Origin of the sequence: Mesorhizobium sp. C399B (assembly GCF_030323185.1) — a bacterium.
In the GTDB taxonomy this organism is placed as follows: Bacteria; Pseudomonadota; Alphaproteobacteria; order Rhizobiales; family Rhizobiaceae; genus Mesorhizobium.
In genome coordinates, this window is the sequence record NZ_CP100472.1 from 465,061 (window position 1) to 480,759 (window position 15,699).

Below are 15,699 nucleotides of genomic sequence, written 5' to 3' on the forward strand. Positions count from 1 at the left end.
TGGTTCAGTGAAATTGTTGTGAGGCTGTGGTGAGGTCTTGGCCGGCGAATGTCCGCTCGGCAATGCGCTTGATGAAGGTGATGACGCGGTCCGGCTCGTCGAATTGCGGCATGTGGCCGAGGCCTTCGACCGTCTCGAAATCGAGCCCTTCGATCCTGTCCTTCATCGGCTCCCCATGTATGCGCATGGCGATGACGCGATCGGCTGTCCCGAAGAAAATGCCGGCCGGCATGGCGATCTCTTCATAGCGCTCTTCGATGCGGCCAAGATCCTGTTCGACCGCTACGAAATCGGTGGAGGTTGCATGGAAATGGCTTGGCCTCAGCCCGAGCCATCCGCCGCCATCGATCATGTAGTCGGCGGGAACGGCCTGCGGCGCGAAGATGAACTCCAGTGTCTGCCGCGCATATCTGAGGCTTGTCGGTATCGCGACGGTGTAGGCCATGATCCAGCGCCAAAGCCGCGAACGGATATAGAGCAGGCCCGCTTTCTCGCGGGCGCCGGCTTCCAGATGCGTCAGCGGCGCCAGCAAAGCGATGCCGGAAATCGCGCCGGGATGCTCCAAGGCCAGGGTCAGCGCGACGGCGCCCCCCAGCGAGTGCCCGACCACGAGCGGCCTTTCCAGCCCGAGTGTTTCGATGAAGCGCCTGATGATCTCGGCCTGTTCAGGCAGACGGCCGGTGGCTCCTCGCGCGCGAACAGAATAGCCCGATCCCGGCCGGTCGAGTGCAATGAGGCGGTAGCCAGGGCCAAAGCGCTCAAACAGCGTGTGGCGAAACTGGTGGAGCTGCGCGCCAAGTCCGTGAACGAACAGGATCGGCCGTCCCTCGCCCGTTTCGACATAATGGATGCGGCTGCCGTCGATCTCGACGAAGTTTCCGCTGGCCGGCACCAGCCTTTCGGCCTTGGCGGCAATCCAGATCGTAGCGGCCACCAGGCAGGCCACGATGACGAGAGCCAGCACGGACAGGCCGGCGACAAGCCAAAGCAGAATCGATACCAGCATGTTTCACCCGGGAAGCGGACCGGCGCGCACCATCACCCACTGACGAACGCTCGGCAAGGCAGATGGCGGCTTGTGTCGGCATTGCCGCCAGTTCGATGGCGCGCTATCTCAGGCGACCTTCTTTCTGCCTCAGGCGACCTTGTCTGCCAATGGGCCTGTTTGCCGGAGCCTTCCATGCCTGAAATCGTCACTGCCGCCATGCTTGTCATCGGCGACGAGATTCTGTCCGGCCGCACCAAGGATAAAAATATCGGCCACCTCGCCGACATCATGACGGCCATCGGCATCGACCTGAAGGAAGTGCGGATCGTTCCCGACGAGGAGGACGAGATTGTCGCTGCGGTGAATGCCGTGCGCGCCCGCTACACCTATGTCTTCACCACCGGCGGCATTGGCCCAACGCATGACGATATCACCGCCGATTCGATTTCCAAGGCTTTTGGGGTGCCGTGCGAATACGACGCCAAGGCCTATGCCATGCTGGGCGAGAGCTATGCCGCGCGCGGCATCGAATACACCGAGGCCCGCAAGCGCATGTCGCGCATGCCGCGCGGCGCCGACCATATCGACAATCCGGTCTCCGTCGCGCCCGGCTTTCGCATCGGCAACGTCCATGTCATGGCCGGCGTACCGGCGATTTTCCAGGCCATGCTCGACAATGTCGTGCCGACGCTGAAGGCCGGCACCAAGATGCTGTCGGCCACCGTCCATTGCCCGTTCGGCGAAGGCCTGATCGGTGGTCCCCTGGGCGATATCCAGAAGGCGCATCCCGACACCATCATCGGCTCGTATCCGAAATATGGCGACGGCAAGTTCTGGACGGAGCTGGTCGTCCGCGCCCGCAGCCAGGAGGCGCTGGATTCGGCACGCAAGGACGTCGAGGCGATGGTGGCCGGCTTCACCGCCGCCAATTGACCCTGGGTTCGCGGCCCATCGCCGGGCCGGAACCAAGCACCGCACTCCCACGTTTTCCCTCGGGCGCAGCACGCGCCGGCAGATTTGAGGGATTTCGCATGCGCTTCAAGACCATCGTCGCCATATTGCAGAACGAACAGGACGCCGAACGCGTGCTCGACTGCGCCATCCCGCTTGCCGACCGGTTCGAGAGCCATCTCATCGGCATCCATGCCGAAGCGCTGCCCGTTCCCTACACCTCGGCAACCGGCTTCCCCGACACCGAGTTCCTGCAGGTCTCCGCCGACATGAACCGCGAGCGCGCCGAGAAATTGCAGGCGCTTTTCGTTCGGCAGATCGAGAATTCCGGCCTTTCCTTCGAATGGCGCAGCCTCGAGAGCTTTTCCGGCGACAGCGCGCTGACGGGTATTTCCAGCGTGCGCGCCGCCGATCTGATTATTGCCGCGCAGCGCGAGACCGGAGGCGACCAGAGCGCCGATGTCGACACGCTGGTTTACGATGCCGGCCGGCCGGTGCTGGTGGTGCCGCATGAGGGGCCGTTGGTCACCACATTCAAACATGTGCTGCTGGCCTGGAACGGCAGCAAGGAGGCGGCGCGTGCCGCCTTCGACGCGCTGCCCTTCATCATCGAGGCCGAGAAAACCGACATTCTGGTCATCGATCCGCCGGATACGCTGGATGACAACCCGGAAGCCGCCGGCGCCGAGATCGCCGCGGCACTCTCCAGGCATGGCGCAACGGTCAGCGTGTCGGTGCAAAAATCGGGTAATGCTTCGGTCGATGACGTCATCCAGACCCGGATCGCCGAGACCGGAGCCGACCTTCTGGTGCTCGGCGCCTACAGCCATTCCTGGCTGCGTCAGCTTTTGTTCGGCGGCGTCACGCGCACCGTGTTGCGCAGCGTGCCGGTTGCGGCCTTTTTGTCGCGGTAACTCCACAGACTGGCCCCGCCCTTGCCAATGCCCTGACTTTCCAGTTAATTCCGCGCGCATTCCACAATGGTGCGCGCGGAGTGCAGAATGTCCCTTCCCGAAAAAGCCTTTCCGGTCTCCTGGGACCAGTTCCACCGCGATGCCCGGGCGCTCGCCTGGCGGCTTGCCGGCGCCAACAAGGGACAGTGGAAGGCCATCGTCTGCATCACCCGTGGCGGCCTGGTTCCCGCCGCCATCATCTCGCGCGAACTCGGAATACGCGTCATCGAGACGGTCTGCGTCGCCTCTTATCACGACTACACCAGCCAGGGGCAGTTGCAGGTGCTGAAGGAGATCACCCCGGCGCTGCTCGCCGATGATGGGGCGGGCGTGCTGATCATCGACGACCTCACCGACACCGGCAAGACGGCAGGCATCGTGCGCGCCATGATGCCCAAGGCGCATTTCGCCACCGTCTACGCCAAGCCGAAAGGCAGGCCGCTGGTCGACACCTTTATCACCGAAGTCAGTCAGGACACCTGGATCTACTTTCCCTGGGACATGGGTTTTACCTACCAGAAGCCGATCGCCGACGATCACGCAGGCTGATTCGCGCCAGCCCCATTTCTGCCCAGACGGCCAAACCCGCCCCGTTTGCTATGAAAACAGGCACTGGAAGGGACAATATTCTGTCGAATCGACAGCTGTTGGCGGAGTTTGACGGGTCGGTGTGAGGTTTTTTACTTTTAAGACTTACACTTGTCGGTAAGATTCATACGGCGGCTAACGATTCTGAGGGCTGGGGTAGCTTTCACTGATGCTGACGACACCGGCGACACACGACCATCTGGCTGAAAGGGTCCGCAAGCTCTTCGGCACTTCGCCTTGTCGCCTGCAGGTTGCCGCTTTGCCATGGCGCAATAACGAAGACGGCGTCGAGATCATGCTGATCACCAGCCGAGACACCGGGCGTTGGGTGCTGCCGAAGGGCTGGCCCGAGGCCAGGGAGCCGCTCTGCGAGGCAGCGGCGCGCGAGGCGGGCGAGGAAGCCGGATTGCGTGGCAAGATTTCGCTTTTCGAGGCCGGTCGTTACTTCTACGCCAAGGCCCTCGCGTCCGGCGAGGAAGTCCCTTGCGAAGTGCTGGTGTTTCCGCTGCAGGTCGAGCACGTTGCCGACCGCTGGAAGGAAAAGCGCGCGCGCACCCGCAAATGGGTCAATGGGGCCGAGGCCGTACGCATGGTCAACGAGCCGGACCTCTGCCAGATCATCGCCCATTTCTGCGCCGATCCCGACAAGTTCGTCGTTAGAGCCTAGCTCACAGCCACCGCTGCATAGTCCTGCGAGCCCGCACCGGTTCTTGCCCCGATTCCGGGCTCGGTGCTTCGCTCCGCGCGCCAGCAATCCGACACTATAAATCCCTCCCCTTCAGGCCAAGCTTAGCCACAGCTTGACATGCAGGCATTTACCTGCATATTGTGTCTTCAAGATGAGTGAGACCGATGGACGCCGACAAGGTTTTCAAAGCGCTGGGCGACCCGACCCGCAGAATGCTGCTCGATCTTCTGTGTGAGAAGAACGGCCAGACGCTCGGCGAGCTTTGCGAAAATCTCGACATGGCGAGGCAATCCGCCACGCAGCACATCGATCTGCTGGAAGCGGCCAATCTGATCAGCACGGTCAAGCGTGGCCGCGAGAAGCTGCATTTCATCAACCCCGTGCCGCTGCACGAAGTCTACGAGCGGTGGGTGCGAAAATTTGAACGGCAGCGGCTGAGCCTGCTGCACGACCTGAAACAAGAACTCGAAGGAGACGACCAATGACCCGGGAAACCACCAGTTTTGTCTACGTGACCTACATCAGATCGACGCCACAAAAGGTGTTCGAAGCCATCACCAGGCCCGATATCGCCAAGCGCTACTGGGGCCACGAAAACGTCTCCGACTGGAAGCCCGGCTCGAAATGGGAACACATCCGCGCCAATGACGAACGGACCGTCGAACTCGTTGGCAAGGTCGTCGAAATCTCGCCGCCGACACGCCTGGTCATGAGCTGGGCCAACGCCTCGCAGGCCGACGATCCCACCAAGCACAGCCGGGTGACGTTCGCCATCGAGGAATACGACACCATGGTCAAGCTGACCGTCAGCCATGACGAGCTCGAAGCCGGCAGCGGCATGGCCAAGGGCATCAGCCAGGGCTGGCCGGCCGTGCTGTCCAGCATGAAATCCTTCCTCGAAACCGGCACAGGCATCGACCTGTTCGCCAAGCCGAAATCGGCCTGAAGCAATCTGACAGCGGGAGAACGACAATGACCAGGCACTATACCGGCGGCTGCGCCTGCGGCGCGATCCGCTATGAGGCCAGCGGCGAGCCGATCTTTCAGAACCACTGCCAATGCCTCGATTGCCAAAAGCGCAGCGGTACTGGCCATTGTTCCTATGTGACCTTCGGCCGGCGCGCTGACGTAAAGATCACCGGCGAGCCGAGCACATGGCGGATGATCGCCGACAGCGGCAATGAAAAGGCCCAGGCCTTTTGCCCGACCTGCGGCACGCCGGTCTACGTAACGTTCGTCGCCATGCCGGAGGTGACGGCGATCCAGGCCACGAGCCTCGACGATCCCGGCCAGTTCGACCCGCAGGCGGTCACCTACACCGTGCGCGGCCACGCCTGGGACACGATCGACCCAGCGCTTCAGCCATTCGAGCGAATGCCTGGATGAACTAGGCAGAGCCCTATCCCTCGGATAGGGCTCTGCGTTCAGCTCAGATCACCAGGCCCTTGGTCAGTTCCAGCGCCTGCCGCTCGAACAGGCGGCGGTAGATGCCGCCCTTCAGCCGGATCAGCTCGTCATGCGAGCCTTCCTCGACGATCTTGCCACGGTCGAACACGAGCAGCCTGTCCAGCGCCCGCACCGTCGACAGACGGTGTGCGATGACCAGCGTCGTGCGGCCGACCATCAGCCGCTCCATCGCCTGCTGGATCAGCACTTCCGATTCCGAATCGAGGCTCGATGTCGCCTCGTCCAGGATCAGGATGCGCGCATCCGCCAGGAAGGCGCGTGCGATCGCCACGCGCTGGCGCTCGCCGCCCGACAGCTTCACGCCGCGTTCACCGACCAGCGTGCCGTAGCCCTTCGGCAGGCTGGTGATGAAGTCGTGCGCGCTGGCGAGCTTGGCGGCATGCTCGATCTCGGCCTGCGTGGCGTCCGGACGGGCATAGGCGATGTTTTCCGCCAGCGAGCGGTGGAACAGGATGGGCTCCTGCTGGACGATGGCAATCTGCGCGCGCAGCGACGCCTGTGCAACCTGGGAGATGTCTTGGCCATCGATCAGGATCCTGCCGCCGCTGACATCATAGAGACGCTGGATCAGCTTCACGAAGGTCGTCTTGCCCGAGCCGGAATGGCCGACCAGTCCGACCCGCTCGCCCGCCGTTATCTCCGCCGAAAAGTCGCGGTAGAGCGGCAAGCGATGGCTACCATAGTGGAAGGTGACGTTATCGAAGGCGATGTGGCCATGCGTGATCCGGATCGGCTTGGCGCCGGGCCGGTCCTCGACGCCGAGCGGTTGCGACTGGAAATCGACCAGTTCCTCCATGTCGTTGACCGAACGCTGCAAATTGCGGATATGCGTGCCGATGTCCCTGAGGTAGCCCTGCAGCACGAAGAACGAGGTCAGCACGAAGGCGACATCGCCCGCACTTGCCTGGCCCCAGGCCCACAGCATCAGCGACAGGCCGATTACTGCCGTCCGCAGCACCAGCAGCATGGCGCCTTGCGTCGTGCCGTTGATGGTGCCGCGCACCCAAGTGCGGCTGGTCCGCGCGCGCCATTTGGCGACGACCTTGGCAAGACGCGTTTCCTCGCGCGTCTCGGCGCCGAAACCCTTGACCACGGCATTGCAGCTCACCGCATCGGCAAGCGAGCCGCCAAGCCGCGTATCCCAGCTGTTGGCGAGCCGTGCCGCGGGCGCGACATAGCCGAGCGACAGCAGCGCCGTCACGGTGATGAACAGCAGCGAGCCGACTGCCACGACCAGCCCCATCAGCGGCCAGAACCAGCCGAGCAGCAACGTCGAGCCGACCAGCATGGCGACCGACGGCAGCAACGCAATCAGGATGGTGTCGTTGAGCAGGTCGAGAGCCCACATGCCGCGCGTAACCTTGCGCACCGTCGATCCGGCAAAGCTATTGGCGTGCCAGTCGGTTGAGAAGCGCTGCACGCGATAGAACGCGTCGGCGGCGATGTCGGCCATCATCTTCAGCGTCAGCTCGACAATACCCATGAAAGCCAGGTTGCGCAGCACCACGCCGGTCAGCGCCAAAGCGATGAGCGCGGAGAACGCCGCCATTGCCGCATTCCACGCGACATCGTCAGCCAACGCACTGCTGGCTACCGCGTCGACCAGCCGGCCGGAATAGAGCGGCGTCAAGACATCGGCCAGGGTCGACAGCAGGAAGCTGCCCATGATCAGCGAAAGCCGCCACGGCTGGCGCCGCCAGTGGCTGAGCGTGAAGCCAAGAACGCTGCGAAAGGCGCTTGCACGCAGATCGATTCGAAAACGAGGCATGATGTCCTCCGGGCGCAAAAATGCCCGGTCCCGGTAAGGTCGAAAAATTGAAAACCGCGCTGGGCAATTCGCCCTGATATGCGGAGGTTCGGCATAGGTGGCGGCGCGCCCTAGATATCGGGTGGCGACCGGCATCGGCAAAAGCCTGTACTCGACCCGGCATCGGCGCGAAGGACAAGCCTTCGCCGGACGCCAGGTGAGACCTAAGCTTCGCGGCCTCGCATTACCATGTGAAATACTGCCATTCGGACCTCCCGCAAGGCAATTGCGGAGCGGTCCTTATAGAGACGCCTCGGCGGATCGCCAAGAGCGAGCGAGCGGCAATGCGTATCTGGTCCAACCACTGAGGTTATTTTGCAACAACTGGCGGGCGAGCCCGCACGGCGCATCGCTCAATCAGGGTTGCGATCGAGGCGCATATAGCGGCCATCGGTCGATGCCTTGAAGCCCAGCTTCTCATAGACGCCATGCGCGTCGCTGGTCGACAGGCTCCAGTGCGAGACCGTGCTGAGCTCAGGGTGATCGATGAGCGCCCTCACCAGTTGCAAGCCAATGCCCCGGCCGCGCTGCTGCGGCCAGATGATGATGTCGGCGAGATAGGCAAACACCGTACGGTCGGTGATGGCCCGGCCAAAACCGACTTGATTCCCATCCAGATAGGCGCTGGCGCAAAGCGAGTTGGCAAAGGCGCGGCGATGAAACTCATCGCTGCGACCGTCGCCCCAATAGCTGGCCATCAACAGGTCGGAGGTCGCCCGGAAATCGATCCGTGACATGTCGAAGCTGATTTCACAGTCGGGCATGGTGCATCGCAAAGAATGGCGGGCGGCCGAATTCAGTCCGGCCGGTGATTTGGCTGCCCACGTGGCGCGTTTATGGCACCACGAGATAGGCCTTCTGGTCGGCGATCGCGATGGTCACGTCGGTGCCGGAATTGAACTCGACGAAATCGAGCTCCATCCCGTCGCTGAAGATGACGCCGCCCCTGCTCTGCCGCGAAGAAACCACCAGCGGCCGGTCGCGGGTGATGACGCCATGCACAAGCGACACGCCGGTCGTGTTGCTCGGAAACGGTTCGCGCACCGAAAAGAACAGCTGTTCGCCTTCGCGATCGTAGCCTTGCGGCGGCACGGTCGGCACGGAGTTGTCACCATAGGCCGCGGCCAGTCCCGCGGCGCCCGCCATCACCGAGCGCAGCCAGCCGGTGGAGCCGGCGCCCGTGGAGATGATAATGCCGCTCGACGACTGGCGCTCGGTCCTGCCGCCATAGGTCAACTCGTAGCGCGCCGAGACATGCGTCGAGGCGCCGACGTACAGATCGTTGAAGGCGATCAGCCGGCGTCCGTCATTGGAGCGCGCTTCGGCCATCACCACCGCCTGGCGCTTCGCCTTGCCGGCGATCGTCAGGCCGAGGACCTTTTCGGTATCGTCGGCATTCCACGGCAGCAACACGCCGTCGAAAAGCGCCGGGTTCGGGTTGATGCCGATCAGCGGCTGGTACGGGAGGTACTTCGCGGTGTTGGACACCAGCCCGTCCTGACCGAGCGCGATCACCGCGTCGGAGCCGAATTCGAACTGCGGTACCAGTTCGCGGTCGAGCCGCAACTGTTTGAGGCCTTGGGGAAGCGAACCCATCACCCGGTCGAGCGCCTGGTGATAGACGTCATGCGCCGCCTTGACCGGGTCGAAATTCATGCCGGCCTGCCGGAGATAAAAGCGCGCCTGTCCCTGCGTGTTGAAGCGCGTCGTCAGCTCCTCCAGCTCGGTCTTGCGGGTGACGACGATCACCCGGTCGATCGGCCTTCCGCTCTGGTCGCTTGCCACCCGTGCTTGCCTTTCAGGACCCGGCTTTCGGCGTGGAAAGCTGGCTGAGCGCGCTGGTGAGCATGTCAGGCGTGATCGACAGATTGCCGACCGAACCGCCCTTTTCCGCCCAGGCCTTGAAGGCCATCGCCGTCAGCACGTGGGCGGGCGCCGACGAATAGACGGTCAGTTCCAGCTGCTGCGCCTTGGCTTGCGCCTCGGCAAGCGTCAGCTTGTTGCGCGCTTCGGTGTCGACCAGCAGCTTGTTGCGTTCGGCAAGCTCGATTTCGGTCGCCAGTTCGCTCTGCTTGATCTCGCGCTCCTTCTCCACGCCCCAGGCACGGCGCCCATAGATCGCCGCATCGGCCTGGCGCTGCAGCGCCTCGCGATATTCGGTCTGGAGCGCCTTGCGGATCTCCGGCGTCGGCTGGACCGAGGTGATGTGGACCTCCTCGATCGACAGGCCGGCGGTTGCCGCAATCGGATCGTTGCGCAGGAGTTCGGCGAGATTGCCGCCGAGCTTGGTCACCTCGGCCAGCGCCTGTTCCAGCGTCATGCTCGAAACCACCGCGCGGGCGCGGCTCTGTATCGCAAGCACCAGGCGCTCGGCGATCTTCTCCCGGCCGTCGCCGACGACGTCGGCACGGCTGAGCTTGGCGCTGAAATCAAAACCTTCGGCTGCCTTGAGTGGATCGATGATGCGGTAGCTGACCGACCCCTGGATTGCCAGATCCTGGAAATTCGCCGTCGTCTCGGTGAAGATGAAAGGGTTGTCGAGCGACGTCACCGGCACCATGGCGATGGTGGTGCCGAACGTCCCGTACCAGAAGGAGATGCCGCGCCCCTGCTCACGGACCTTGCCGTTCTTGAAGCGCAGGATGTGATATTCAGGCGTTCCCTTGAAATAGCTGAAAAACATGAAAGCCCCAAGGTTCTCTAATTAAACGAAGTTCAGCCGCGATCCCTGAAACGGTTGGTGATGGGATAGCGGCGGTCGCGGCCAAAATTCTTCCGGGTGATCTTCACACCCGGCGCCGCTTGCCGGCGTTTGTACTCGGCAATGTAGAGCAAATGTTCGACGCGCGTCACCGTCGCCCGGTCGTGGCCGCGCGCGACGATGTCGTCGACGCCCATTTCGTTCTCGACCAGGCATTCCAGAATGTCGTCCAGCACCGGATAGGGCGGCAGCGAATCCTGGTCGGTCTGGTTCTCGCGCAATTCCGCCGACGGCGCCTTGTCGATGATATTCCTGGGGATCACCTCGCCTGAGGGACCGAGCGCGCCCGGCGGCACATGGCTGTTGCGCCAGCGCGACAGCGCATAGACCTGCATCTTGTAGAGGTCTTTTATCGGGTTGAAGCCGCCATTCATGTCGCCATAAAGCGTGGCGTAGCCCACCGACATCTCGCTCTTGTTGCCCGTGGTGACGACCATCGAGCCGAACTTGTTGGAAATCGCCATCAGGATCGTGCCGCGCGCGCGGCTCTGCAAATTTTCCTCGGTAATGCCTTCCTTGGTGCCCTCGAAAAGCTGCGTCAGCGTATGCAGAAAACCCTCGACCGGTTCGAAGATCGGCACGATGTCATAGCGGCAGCCAAGCGCACGGGCGCAATCCTCGGCATCCTTCAGCGAATCCTCCGAGGTATAGCGGTAGGGCATCATCACCGCCCGCAGCCGCTCCTCGCCAAGTGCGTCGACGGCAAGGGCCGCGCAGATCGCCGAATCGATGCCGCCGGAGAGACCCAGCACCACGTTCTTGAAGCCGTTCTTGTTGACGTAGTCGCGCAGGCCGAGCATGCAGGCGCGGTAGTCCGCCTCTTCGCGCTCGGGGATTTTCGACATCGGCCCTTCCGAGCAGACCCAGCCGTCGAACTCTTCTGCGTTTTGCGCGCCTGCGGCGACGCGGTTGCGCTTCCAGGTGGTGACGTCGACAGTTTCCTCGAACTGGCTCATCTGGAAGGCGAGCGTCTTGTCGGCGCCAATGGCAAAAGAGGCGCCGTCGAAGATCAGCTCATCCTGGCCGCCAATCTGATTGGCATAGATCATCGGCAAACCGGTCTCGATGACCTGGCGGATAACGACCTGATGGCGCACGTCCATCTTGGCGCGGTAGTAGGGCGAGCCGTTCGGCACTAGCAGGATTTCCGCGCCGCTCTCGGCCAGGGTTTCACAGATGCCAACGTCGCCCCAGATGTCCTCGCAGATCGGAATTCCGATGCGCACACCACGGAAGTTGACGGGTCCCTGAGCCTCGGGCCCGGCCTGGAAGACGCGCTTCTCGTCGAACTCGCCATAGTTTGGCAAATCGAGCTTGTAGCGCTCGGCGAGGATCTTGCCGCCATCGGCGACGATGATCGAATTGTGGGTGCCGCTCTTGCGCTTCAGCGGCGTGCCGATGATGACGCCCGGCCCGCCATCGGAGGTATCCGCGGCGAAATCCTGAGCGGCCTTCTCGCAAACCTTGAGGAAGGCCGGCTTCAGCACCAGATCCTCCGGCGGATAACCGGCAAGGAAAAGCTCGGTGTAGAGCACGATGTCGGCGCCCTGGCGGGCGGCATCCGCCCTCGCCTCGCGCGCCTTGGCAAGATTGCCGGCGACATCGCCGACCGTCGGGTTGAGCTGGGCAACGGCGATGCGCAGAATATCGGGTGCGGTCTTCTGGGTCATCTGTGCGGTTTAGCGCGGCAAATTTGCCCGAGCAATGGCGTTCGTTTGGACCAATTCGGTGATCAGTCGTCGCCCATATATTCGCGCAGCGATTGCGGCGAATGGTTCTCTCCCATCGACATCGCCAGAATGCGCGAAATGTGCCGGCGCGGCAGGCCGGTTTCCTGCGCCCATTTGTTGATCTGCGCCTGAATCCTGTCGAGATCCCTCTTCGACGTCGGACTTTCCGCGATGTCGAGGCCGGCGTCACGCAAAGCCGCGACCATATCGGCCGAGATGACGAAGGCGTCCCATTGCAGCCAGCGCAGGAAATACTGGCCGGTGTTGCCGCCAAGCCGGCTGCCATGCTTGCCGAGATACGCCATCAGCCCGACCTGGTCGTCGTCAGGCCACTCCGCGAGGAATTTGCCGAAACCGCCATGTTCCTTCGACACACGCTCAACGAAGGCGGCGTTGTCGCGGACGGATTTGATCTTCTGCGGGTTGCGCACAATGCGTTGATCAGCCGTCAGGTCGTGCCAGAAGTCATCAGGTTGAAACAACAGCCGTTTCGGGTCGAAATGGAGAAAGGCTTCCTCGAAGCCCGGCCATTTCTGTTCGATGACGCGCCAGACGAAGCCGGCGGCAAACACCCGCTCGGCCATCGTCGACAGGATGCGATCGTCCGTAATGTCGGCAACGGCAGCATTGTCAGGCGCCGGCCCGAGCAGCGAGGTCAGCACCGCGTCGCCGCCTTTGCGTTTTGCAGCACGGGCGCGAATCTTCGCGAAATCGGGCATCCTGCATCCTCGCGCCGCGCTTTTGACGAAACGCCATCTTCCTATATGCAAACGAGGCTGCCAAGCCGACGCTTTTCCTATGGAGACATCCATGCACAAAACCGTGCCAGAACTGGCCAACCGCTGGCTGAAGCGAACGCCGGAGGGCCTCAGCGAGCTCGAGCGGCGGGTGTTGCAGAGCACTGTCGACCGCAAGCCCATCTCGCAGGATATCAACGACAGCCTCACCGGCCTTCAGGGCGCCGGCGACCGGATCGCCGATGCCATTGCCCGCATCGGCGGCTCGTGGACGTTCATCCTGTCCTTCATTGCTTTCCTGGTGCTGTGGATCGGCGCCAATTGGTGGCTGCTCGGGCGAGACTCGTTCGACCCCTACCCCTTCATCTTCCTCAACCTGGTGCTGTCGATGATCGCCGCCCTGCAGGCGCCGGTGATCATGATGTCGCAGAACCGACAGGCCGCGCGCGACCGCATCGACGCCGCGCATGACTATGAGGTCAACCTCAAGGCCGAGATCGAGATCATGGCTCTGCATGAAAAGCTGGACGAACTGCGCCACAGCCAGATCATCGGCATGCGCGAGGACATCGCGCGCCTGGCCGAACAGGTGAACCGCATAGACGAAAAACTGTCGGGCCGGCAAACCTCTCAATGACCGGGATCGTCCATCACCTCATCGAGCAATATGGGTTGATCGCGGTTTTCCTGGGCTGTGTCGCCGAAGGCGAAAGTGCGGCCATCCTCGGCGGCTTCTTCGCCCATCAGCATGTCTTCATCCTCTGGAAGGCTTTCCTCGCGGCCGCCATTGGCGCCTTCGTCGGCGACACGTTTTTCTTCGTCCTCGGCCGCAGCTTTGCCGACCATCCCAGGGTGCTGAAACTGAAGGCGAGGCCCGGCTTCAACCACGCCTACCGTCTCGTCTCGTCCCATCCCAACATATTCGTCCTGTCCAACCGCTACATCTATGGCCTGCGCCTGGTCGGCGGCATCGCGGCCGGTTTCGCCAGCATTTCGGTAGCGCGCTTCGTTATCCTCAACGCGGTGTCGTCGCTGGTCTGGGCGGCTTTGTTCTGCGGCATCGGCTACGTCTTCGGCCTCGGCGCCGAGCAGATGATAGGCAAGGCACTGCTCCATCACGAACGGCTGCTGATCGCGCTTGCCATAGGTCTGGGTGTCGCCATCCTTGCCTGGCTCATCGCCCGCACCGTCGCCGGCAAGGAGCGCGCCAAGGACGCCCGCGACAGCGAAACCATATCGTAAGGTTCAGTCGTCGTCCTCGACCAGAGTCCGGTCGCCGCGATCGAGGATCAGCGGGATGATGAGATCTTCCTCGTCGGCCAGATGCCGCTTCAGCATGGCGATCAGCCGGCTGTTCTCGTCCGCATAGGCGTCGGCGGCGAAGCGTTGCCTGTCCTCGCTCTCCTCGAGCGTGCGGATGAAGGCGTTCGCCGTCTCGGCGTTGCGCTCCAACCCCTCATGAATGGTGTGATGGTCGGCATCGAGGATTTCGAAGCCGCGCTTCAGGCGCGGCTCCGCCTTGGCGAAAGCCGGGAAATATTGGTAGTCCTCGACATTGTGGTGGCCGTCGAGATTGCCGAGAAAGTGGTTCAGCCGCGGCGCGAACCAGCGCGCGAAATCCGGCGCCGTCAGCCTGCCTTCGCGATAGTCGCCAATGCCGTTGGTGAGCATGCCGCCCAGCTCTCGGAACATGTCGTGCCGCTGCAGCCACATGTTTGCCATGCCGTGGATGTTGGCGTGGCCCTGCCATGTCTCGCGCGGATATTTTTCCGCCAGCCAGCGCAGGTCTTCCGGCAGGCCGGCTCTTTCAAGCAGCAGAAAATTGGCTTCCACGACGTCAGTCTCCTTTGGTGACTAACATATGGGAGCGTTCAGATCAGATCGGTAGTCCCGTGATGCGCTCGATGAGGGCGATTCCCCAGACGCCGGCGACGATAACAACCGAAATCAGCACCGCCAGCGAGCCGCAGTCCTTGGCGAGCTGGATGTCGACGTTGAACTCGCGACTGAAGGCATCGCAGGCTGCCTCGATGCCGGTGTTCAGCACTTCGACCATGATGAGCAGCAGCACCGCGCCGATCAACAGCGCGTAGCCGCGCCACGAGACCGAGACGAACCAGCCGAGCGGCAGCGCCAGCACCAGCAGCATCAGTTCCTGCTGAAATGCCCTTTCGCTGGCGGCGAGCTTGCGAAAGGCTCGCACAGAATTGAAGTAAGCACCGATCAGCCGCTGCATGCCGCATCCCCTTCGAATCACCGGCAGGGGATATCGCAATGGCTGGATCAAGGGAATAAGGCAGCCGCCGCAAAATCACTCCTCCGCAACCTTGATCGTCGGCGTCGACTTCTCGAACTGCGGCAGTCCATCGTCGATCGTATAGTAATCGCCCTTGTCGCCGACAAAGATGTGGCATTGGCCTTCGAGCCCGGTCGGGTTGTCGAACGATCCGGCCAGAACTGAGACATACGCATTCTGACCCGGCTTCCAGAACAGCACCGAGCCGCAGATCTTGCAAAAGCCGCGCTTGGCAAAGGAAGACGATTCGTACCAGCTGATGTTGTCGGCGCCGGTTATCGTGATGTCGCCGTCGGCGACGTTGGTCGCGGCGTAAAAATGCCCGCTCTGCTTGCGGCACTGCGAACAGTGGCAATAAATGACGCCGCGCAACGGCCCTCGCGTCTGGAAACGCACGGCTCCACACAGGCAAGATCCGCTGTGGTTGTTGCTCATCCCTGCCTCCACCAGCCATCGTCCACGGCTTCGCCGCTGGCCGAGAGGATTTCAGTTTTGCCGCAGCCGGGCACCGGCAAATGCGACATGGGGTGGGCGTGTTCGGACCTGACCTCAGGATCTTTGCAAACCATTTCTGCAGCCTGCGGTAGAACGGACGCGTTACCTGGCGGCACATTAAGGAAACTTTAGCGCCGGCGCATCTATGGTCGTTGCCAAGCGAATGTCGCGATTGGGGACGTGTCTTTCGCAGGATGATCCGAAATACGGCTGGCACTCTCCGGTCGGCGGCATCTCG

At 62.5% G+C, this 15,699-nt stretch carries 19 protein-coding genes; 9 read left to right on the forward strand and 10 right to left on the reverse strand.

From position 1 onward, the window contains the following. Positions 1–4: 4 nt before the first annotated feature. Positions 5–1,006 (reverse strand): alpha/beta fold hydrolase, encoded by a 1,002-nt coding sequence (locus tag NLY36_RS02330; protein WP_050591490.1) that lies wholly within the window; start codon positions 1,004–1,006, stop codon positions 5–7. Between the two features lie 174 nt (positions 1,007–1,180). Between NLY36_RS02330 and NLY36_RS02335 the strand changes: the two genes are divergently transcribed. The 7 genes from NLY36_RS02335 (at position 1,181) to NLY36_RS02365 (ending at position 5,554) form a co-directional block, all read left to right on the forward strand. Then, positions 1,181–1,921 (forward strand): competence/damage-inducible protein A, encoded by a 741-nt coding sequence (locus NLY36_RS02335; protein WP_023667538.1) that lies wholly within the window; start codon positions 1,181–1,183, stop codon positions 1,919–1,921. A 98-nt stretch (positions 1,922–2,019) separates the two neighbouring features. After that, positions 2,020–2,853: a universal stress protein gene (locus NLY36_RS02340; protein ID WP_023735339.1), complete on the forward strand. Its 834-nt coding sequence runs from the start codon at positions 2,020–2,022 to the stop codon at positions 2,851–2,853. 87 nt (positions 2,854–2,940) lie between these two features. After that, positions 2,941–3,441: a xanthine phosphoribosyltransferase gene (gene gpt / locus NLY36_RS02345; protein WP_023667540.1), complete on the forward strand. Its 501-nt coding sequence runs from the start codon at positions 2,941–2,943 to the stop codon at positions 3,439–3,441. Between the two features lie 208 nt (positions 3,442–3,649). After that, positions 3,650–4,147, forward strand: a complete 498-nt coding sequence (locus NLY36_RS02350) for an NUDIX hydrolase (RefSeq protein ID WP_023667541.1) — start codon at positions 3,650–3,652, stop codon at positions 4,145–4,147. A 185-nt stretch (positions 4,148–4,332) separates the two neighbouring features. After that, positions 4,333–4,653 (forward strand): ArsR/SmtB family transcription factor, encoded by a 321-nt coding sequence (locus tag NLY36_RS02355; RefSeq protein ID WP_023681541.1) that lies wholly within the window; start codon positions 4,333–4,335, stop codon positions 4,651–4,653. Continuing rightward, complete coding sequence (locus NLY36_RS02360) at positions 4,650–5,114, forward strand: SRPBCC family protein (RefSeq protein ID WP_023681542.1); 465 nt, start codon at positions 4,650–4,652, stop codon at positions 5,112–5,114. The genes NLY36_RS02355 and NLY36_RS02360 overlap by 4 nt, the downstream gene beginning before the upstream one ends. A 26-nt stretch (positions 5,115–5,140) precedes the next feature. Further along, complete coding sequence (locus NLY36_RS02365) at positions 5,141–5,554, forward strand: GFA family protein (RefSeq protein WP_023735338.1); 414 nt, start codon at positions 5,141–5,143, stop codon at positions 5,552–5,554. 43 nt (positions 5,555–5,597) lie between these two features. Here NLY36_RS02365 and NLY36_RS02370 read toward each other — a convergent pair whose 3' ends face one another. From NLY36_RS02370 to NLY36_RS02395, 6 genes are all read right to left on the reverse strand, one after another. Beyond that, on the reverse strand, positions 5,598–7,403 hold the full coding sequence (locus NLY36_RS02370) for an ABC transporter ATP-binding protein (RefSeq protein WP_023735337.1): 1,806 nt from the start codon (positions 7,401–7,403) through the stop codon (positions 5,598–5,600). A gap of 392 nt (positions 7,404–7,795) precedes the next feature. Beyond that, positions 7,796–8,206, reverse strand: a complete 411-nt coding sequence (locus NLY36_RS02375) for a GNAT family N-acetyltransferase (protein WP_023735336.1) — start codon at positions 8,204–8,206, stop codon at positions 7,796–7,798. A 70-nt stretch (positions 8,207–8,276) separates the two neighbouring features. After that, positions 8,277–9,227 carry a diacylglycerol kinase catalytic domain-containing protein gene (locus NLY36_RS02380; protein ID WP_050588495.1) on the reverse strand — a complete coding sequence of 317 codons (951 nt, stop codon included), beginning with the start codon at positions 9,225–9,227 and terminating at the stop codon, positions 8,277–8,279. Positions 9,228–9,240: 13 nt separating this feature from the next. After that, complete coding sequence (locus tag NLY36_RS02385) at positions 9,241–10,125, reverse strand: SPFH domain-containing protein (protein WP_023667548.1); 885 nt, start codon at positions 10,123–10,125, stop codon at positions 9,241–9,243. Positions 10,126–10,157: 32 nt separating this feature from the next. Further along, positions 10,158–11,873, reverse strand: a complete 1,716-nt coding sequence (locus NLY36_RS02390; RefSeq protein WP_023735335.1) for an NAD+ synthase — start codon at positions 11,871–11,873, stop codon at positions 10,158–10,160. A 62-nt stretch (positions 11,874–11,935) separates the two neighbouring features. Next, the gene (locus tag NLY36_RS02395) at positions 11,936–12,652 is read right to left on the reverse strand and encodes a DNA-3-methyladenine glycosylase I (protein ID WP_023734442.1); all 717 of its coding nucleotides are present in this window, start codon (positions 12,650–12,652) and stop codon (positions 11,936–11,938) included. Positions 12,653–12,743: 91 nt separating this feature from the next. On the opposite strand from NLY36_RS02395, the gene NLY36_RS02400 reads away from it, so the two are divergent. Then, positions 12,744–13,307, forward strand: a complete 564-nt coding sequence (locus tag NLY36_RS02400) for a DUF1003 domain-containing protein (RefSeq protein ID WP_023735334.1) — start codon at positions 12,744–12,746, stop codon at positions 13,305–13,307. Beyond that, positions 13,304–13,912, forward strand: a complete 609-nt coding sequence (locus tag NLY36_RS02405; protein WP_023734443.1) for a DedA family protein — start codon at positions 13,304–13,306, stop codon at positions 13,910–13,912. The genes NLY36_RS02400 and NLY36_RS02405 overlap by 4 nt, the downstream gene beginning before the upstream one ends. A 3-nt stretch (positions 13,913–13,915) precedes the next feature. On the opposite strand, the gene NLY36_RS02410 is transcribed toward NLY36_RS02405, so the two are convergent. From NLY36_RS02410 to NLY36_RS02420, 3 genes are all read right to left on the reverse strand, one after another. Next, positions 13,916–14,503 (reverse strand): hemerythrin domain-containing protein, encoded by a 588-nt coding sequence (locus NLY36_RS02410; protein WP_023735333.1) that lies wholly within the window; start codon positions 14,501–14,503, stop codon positions 13,916–13,918. Between the two features lie 43 nt (positions 14,504–14,546). Next, positions 14,547–14,906: a diacylglycerol kinase gene (locus tag NLY36_RS02415; protein WP_023667554.1), complete on the reverse strand. Its 360-nt coding sequence runs from the start codon at positions 14,904–14,906 to the stop codon at positions 14,547–14,549. A gap of 75 nt (positions 14,907–14,981) precedes the next feature. Continuing rightward, positions 14,982–15,401, reverse strand: coding sequence for a GFA family protein (locus tag NLY36_RS02420; RefSeq protein ID WP_023725736.1), 420 nt, complete (start codon positions 15,399–15,401; stop codon positions 14,982–14,984). Between the last annotated feature and the right edge of the window lie 298 nt (positions 15,402–15,699).

Coding starts and splice junctions, on each gene's coding strand:
- NLY36_RS02360 (WP_023681542.1), top strand. CDS start 4,650: ATGACCCGGGAAACCACCAGTTTTGTCTACGTGACCTACATCAGATCG.
- NLY36_RS02350 (WP_023667541.1), top strand. CDS start 3,650: ATGCTGACGACACCGGCGACACACGACCATCTGGCTGAAAGGGTCCGC.
- NLY36_RS02390 (WP_023735335.1), bottom strand. CDS start 11,873: ATGACCCAGAAGACCGCACCCGATATTCTGCGCATCGCCGTTGCCCAG.
- NLY36_RS02335 (WP_023667538.1), top strand. CDS start 1,181: ATGCCTGAAATCGTCACTGCCGCCATGCTTGTCATCGGCGACGAGATT.
- NLY36_RS02340 (WP_023735339.1), top strand. CDS start 2,020: ATGCGCTTCAAGACCATCGTCGCCATATTGCAGAACGAACAGGACGCC.
- NLY36_RS02385 (WP_023667548.1), bottom strand. CDS start 10,125: ATGTTTTTCAGCTATTTCAAGGGAACGCCTGAATATCACATCCTGCGC.
- NLY36_RS02415 (WP_023667554.1), bottom strand. CDS start 14,906: ATGCAGCGGCTGATCGGTGCTTACTTCAATTCTGTGCGAGCCTTTCGC.
- NLY36_RS02330 (WP_050591490.1), bottom strand. CDS start 1,006: ATGCTGGTATCGATTCTGCTTTGGCTTGTCGCCGGCCTGTCCGTGCTG.
- gpt (WP_023667540.1), top strand. CDS start 2,941: ATGTCCCTTCCCGAAAAAGCCTTTCCGGTCTCCTGGGACCAGTTCCAC.
- NLY36_RS02400 (WP_023735334.1), top strand. CDS start 12,744: ATGCACAAAACCGTGCCAGAACTGGCCAACCGCTGGCTGAAGCGAACG.
- NLY36_RS02365 (WP_023735338.1), top strand. CDS start 5,141: ATGACCAGGCACTATACCGGCGGCTGCGCCTGCGGCGCGATCCGCTAT.
- NLY36_RS02420 (WP_023725736.1), bottom strand. CDS start 15,401: ATGAGCAACAACCACAGCGGATCTTGCCTGTGTGGAGCCGTGCGTTTC.
- NLY36_RS02375 (WP_023735336.1), bottom strand. CDS start 8,206: ATGCCCGACTGTGAAATCAGCTTCGACATGTCACGGATCGATTTCCGG.
- NLY36_RS02395 (WP_023734442.1), bottom strand. CDS start 12,652: ATGCCCGATTTCGCGAAGATTCGCGCCCGTGCTGCAAAACGCAAAGGC.
- NLY36_RS02355 (WP_023681541.1), top strand. CDS start 4,333: ATGGACGCCGACAAGGTTTTCAAAGCGCTGGGCGACCCGACCCGCAGA.
- NLY36_RS02370 (WP_023735337.1), bottom strand. CDS start 7,403: ATGCCTCGTTTTCGAATCGATCTGCGTGCAAGCGCCTTTCGCAGCGTT.
- NLY36_RS02405 (WP_023734443.1), top strand. CDS start 13,304: ATGACCGGGATCGTCCATCACCTCATCGAGCAATATGGGTTGATCGCG.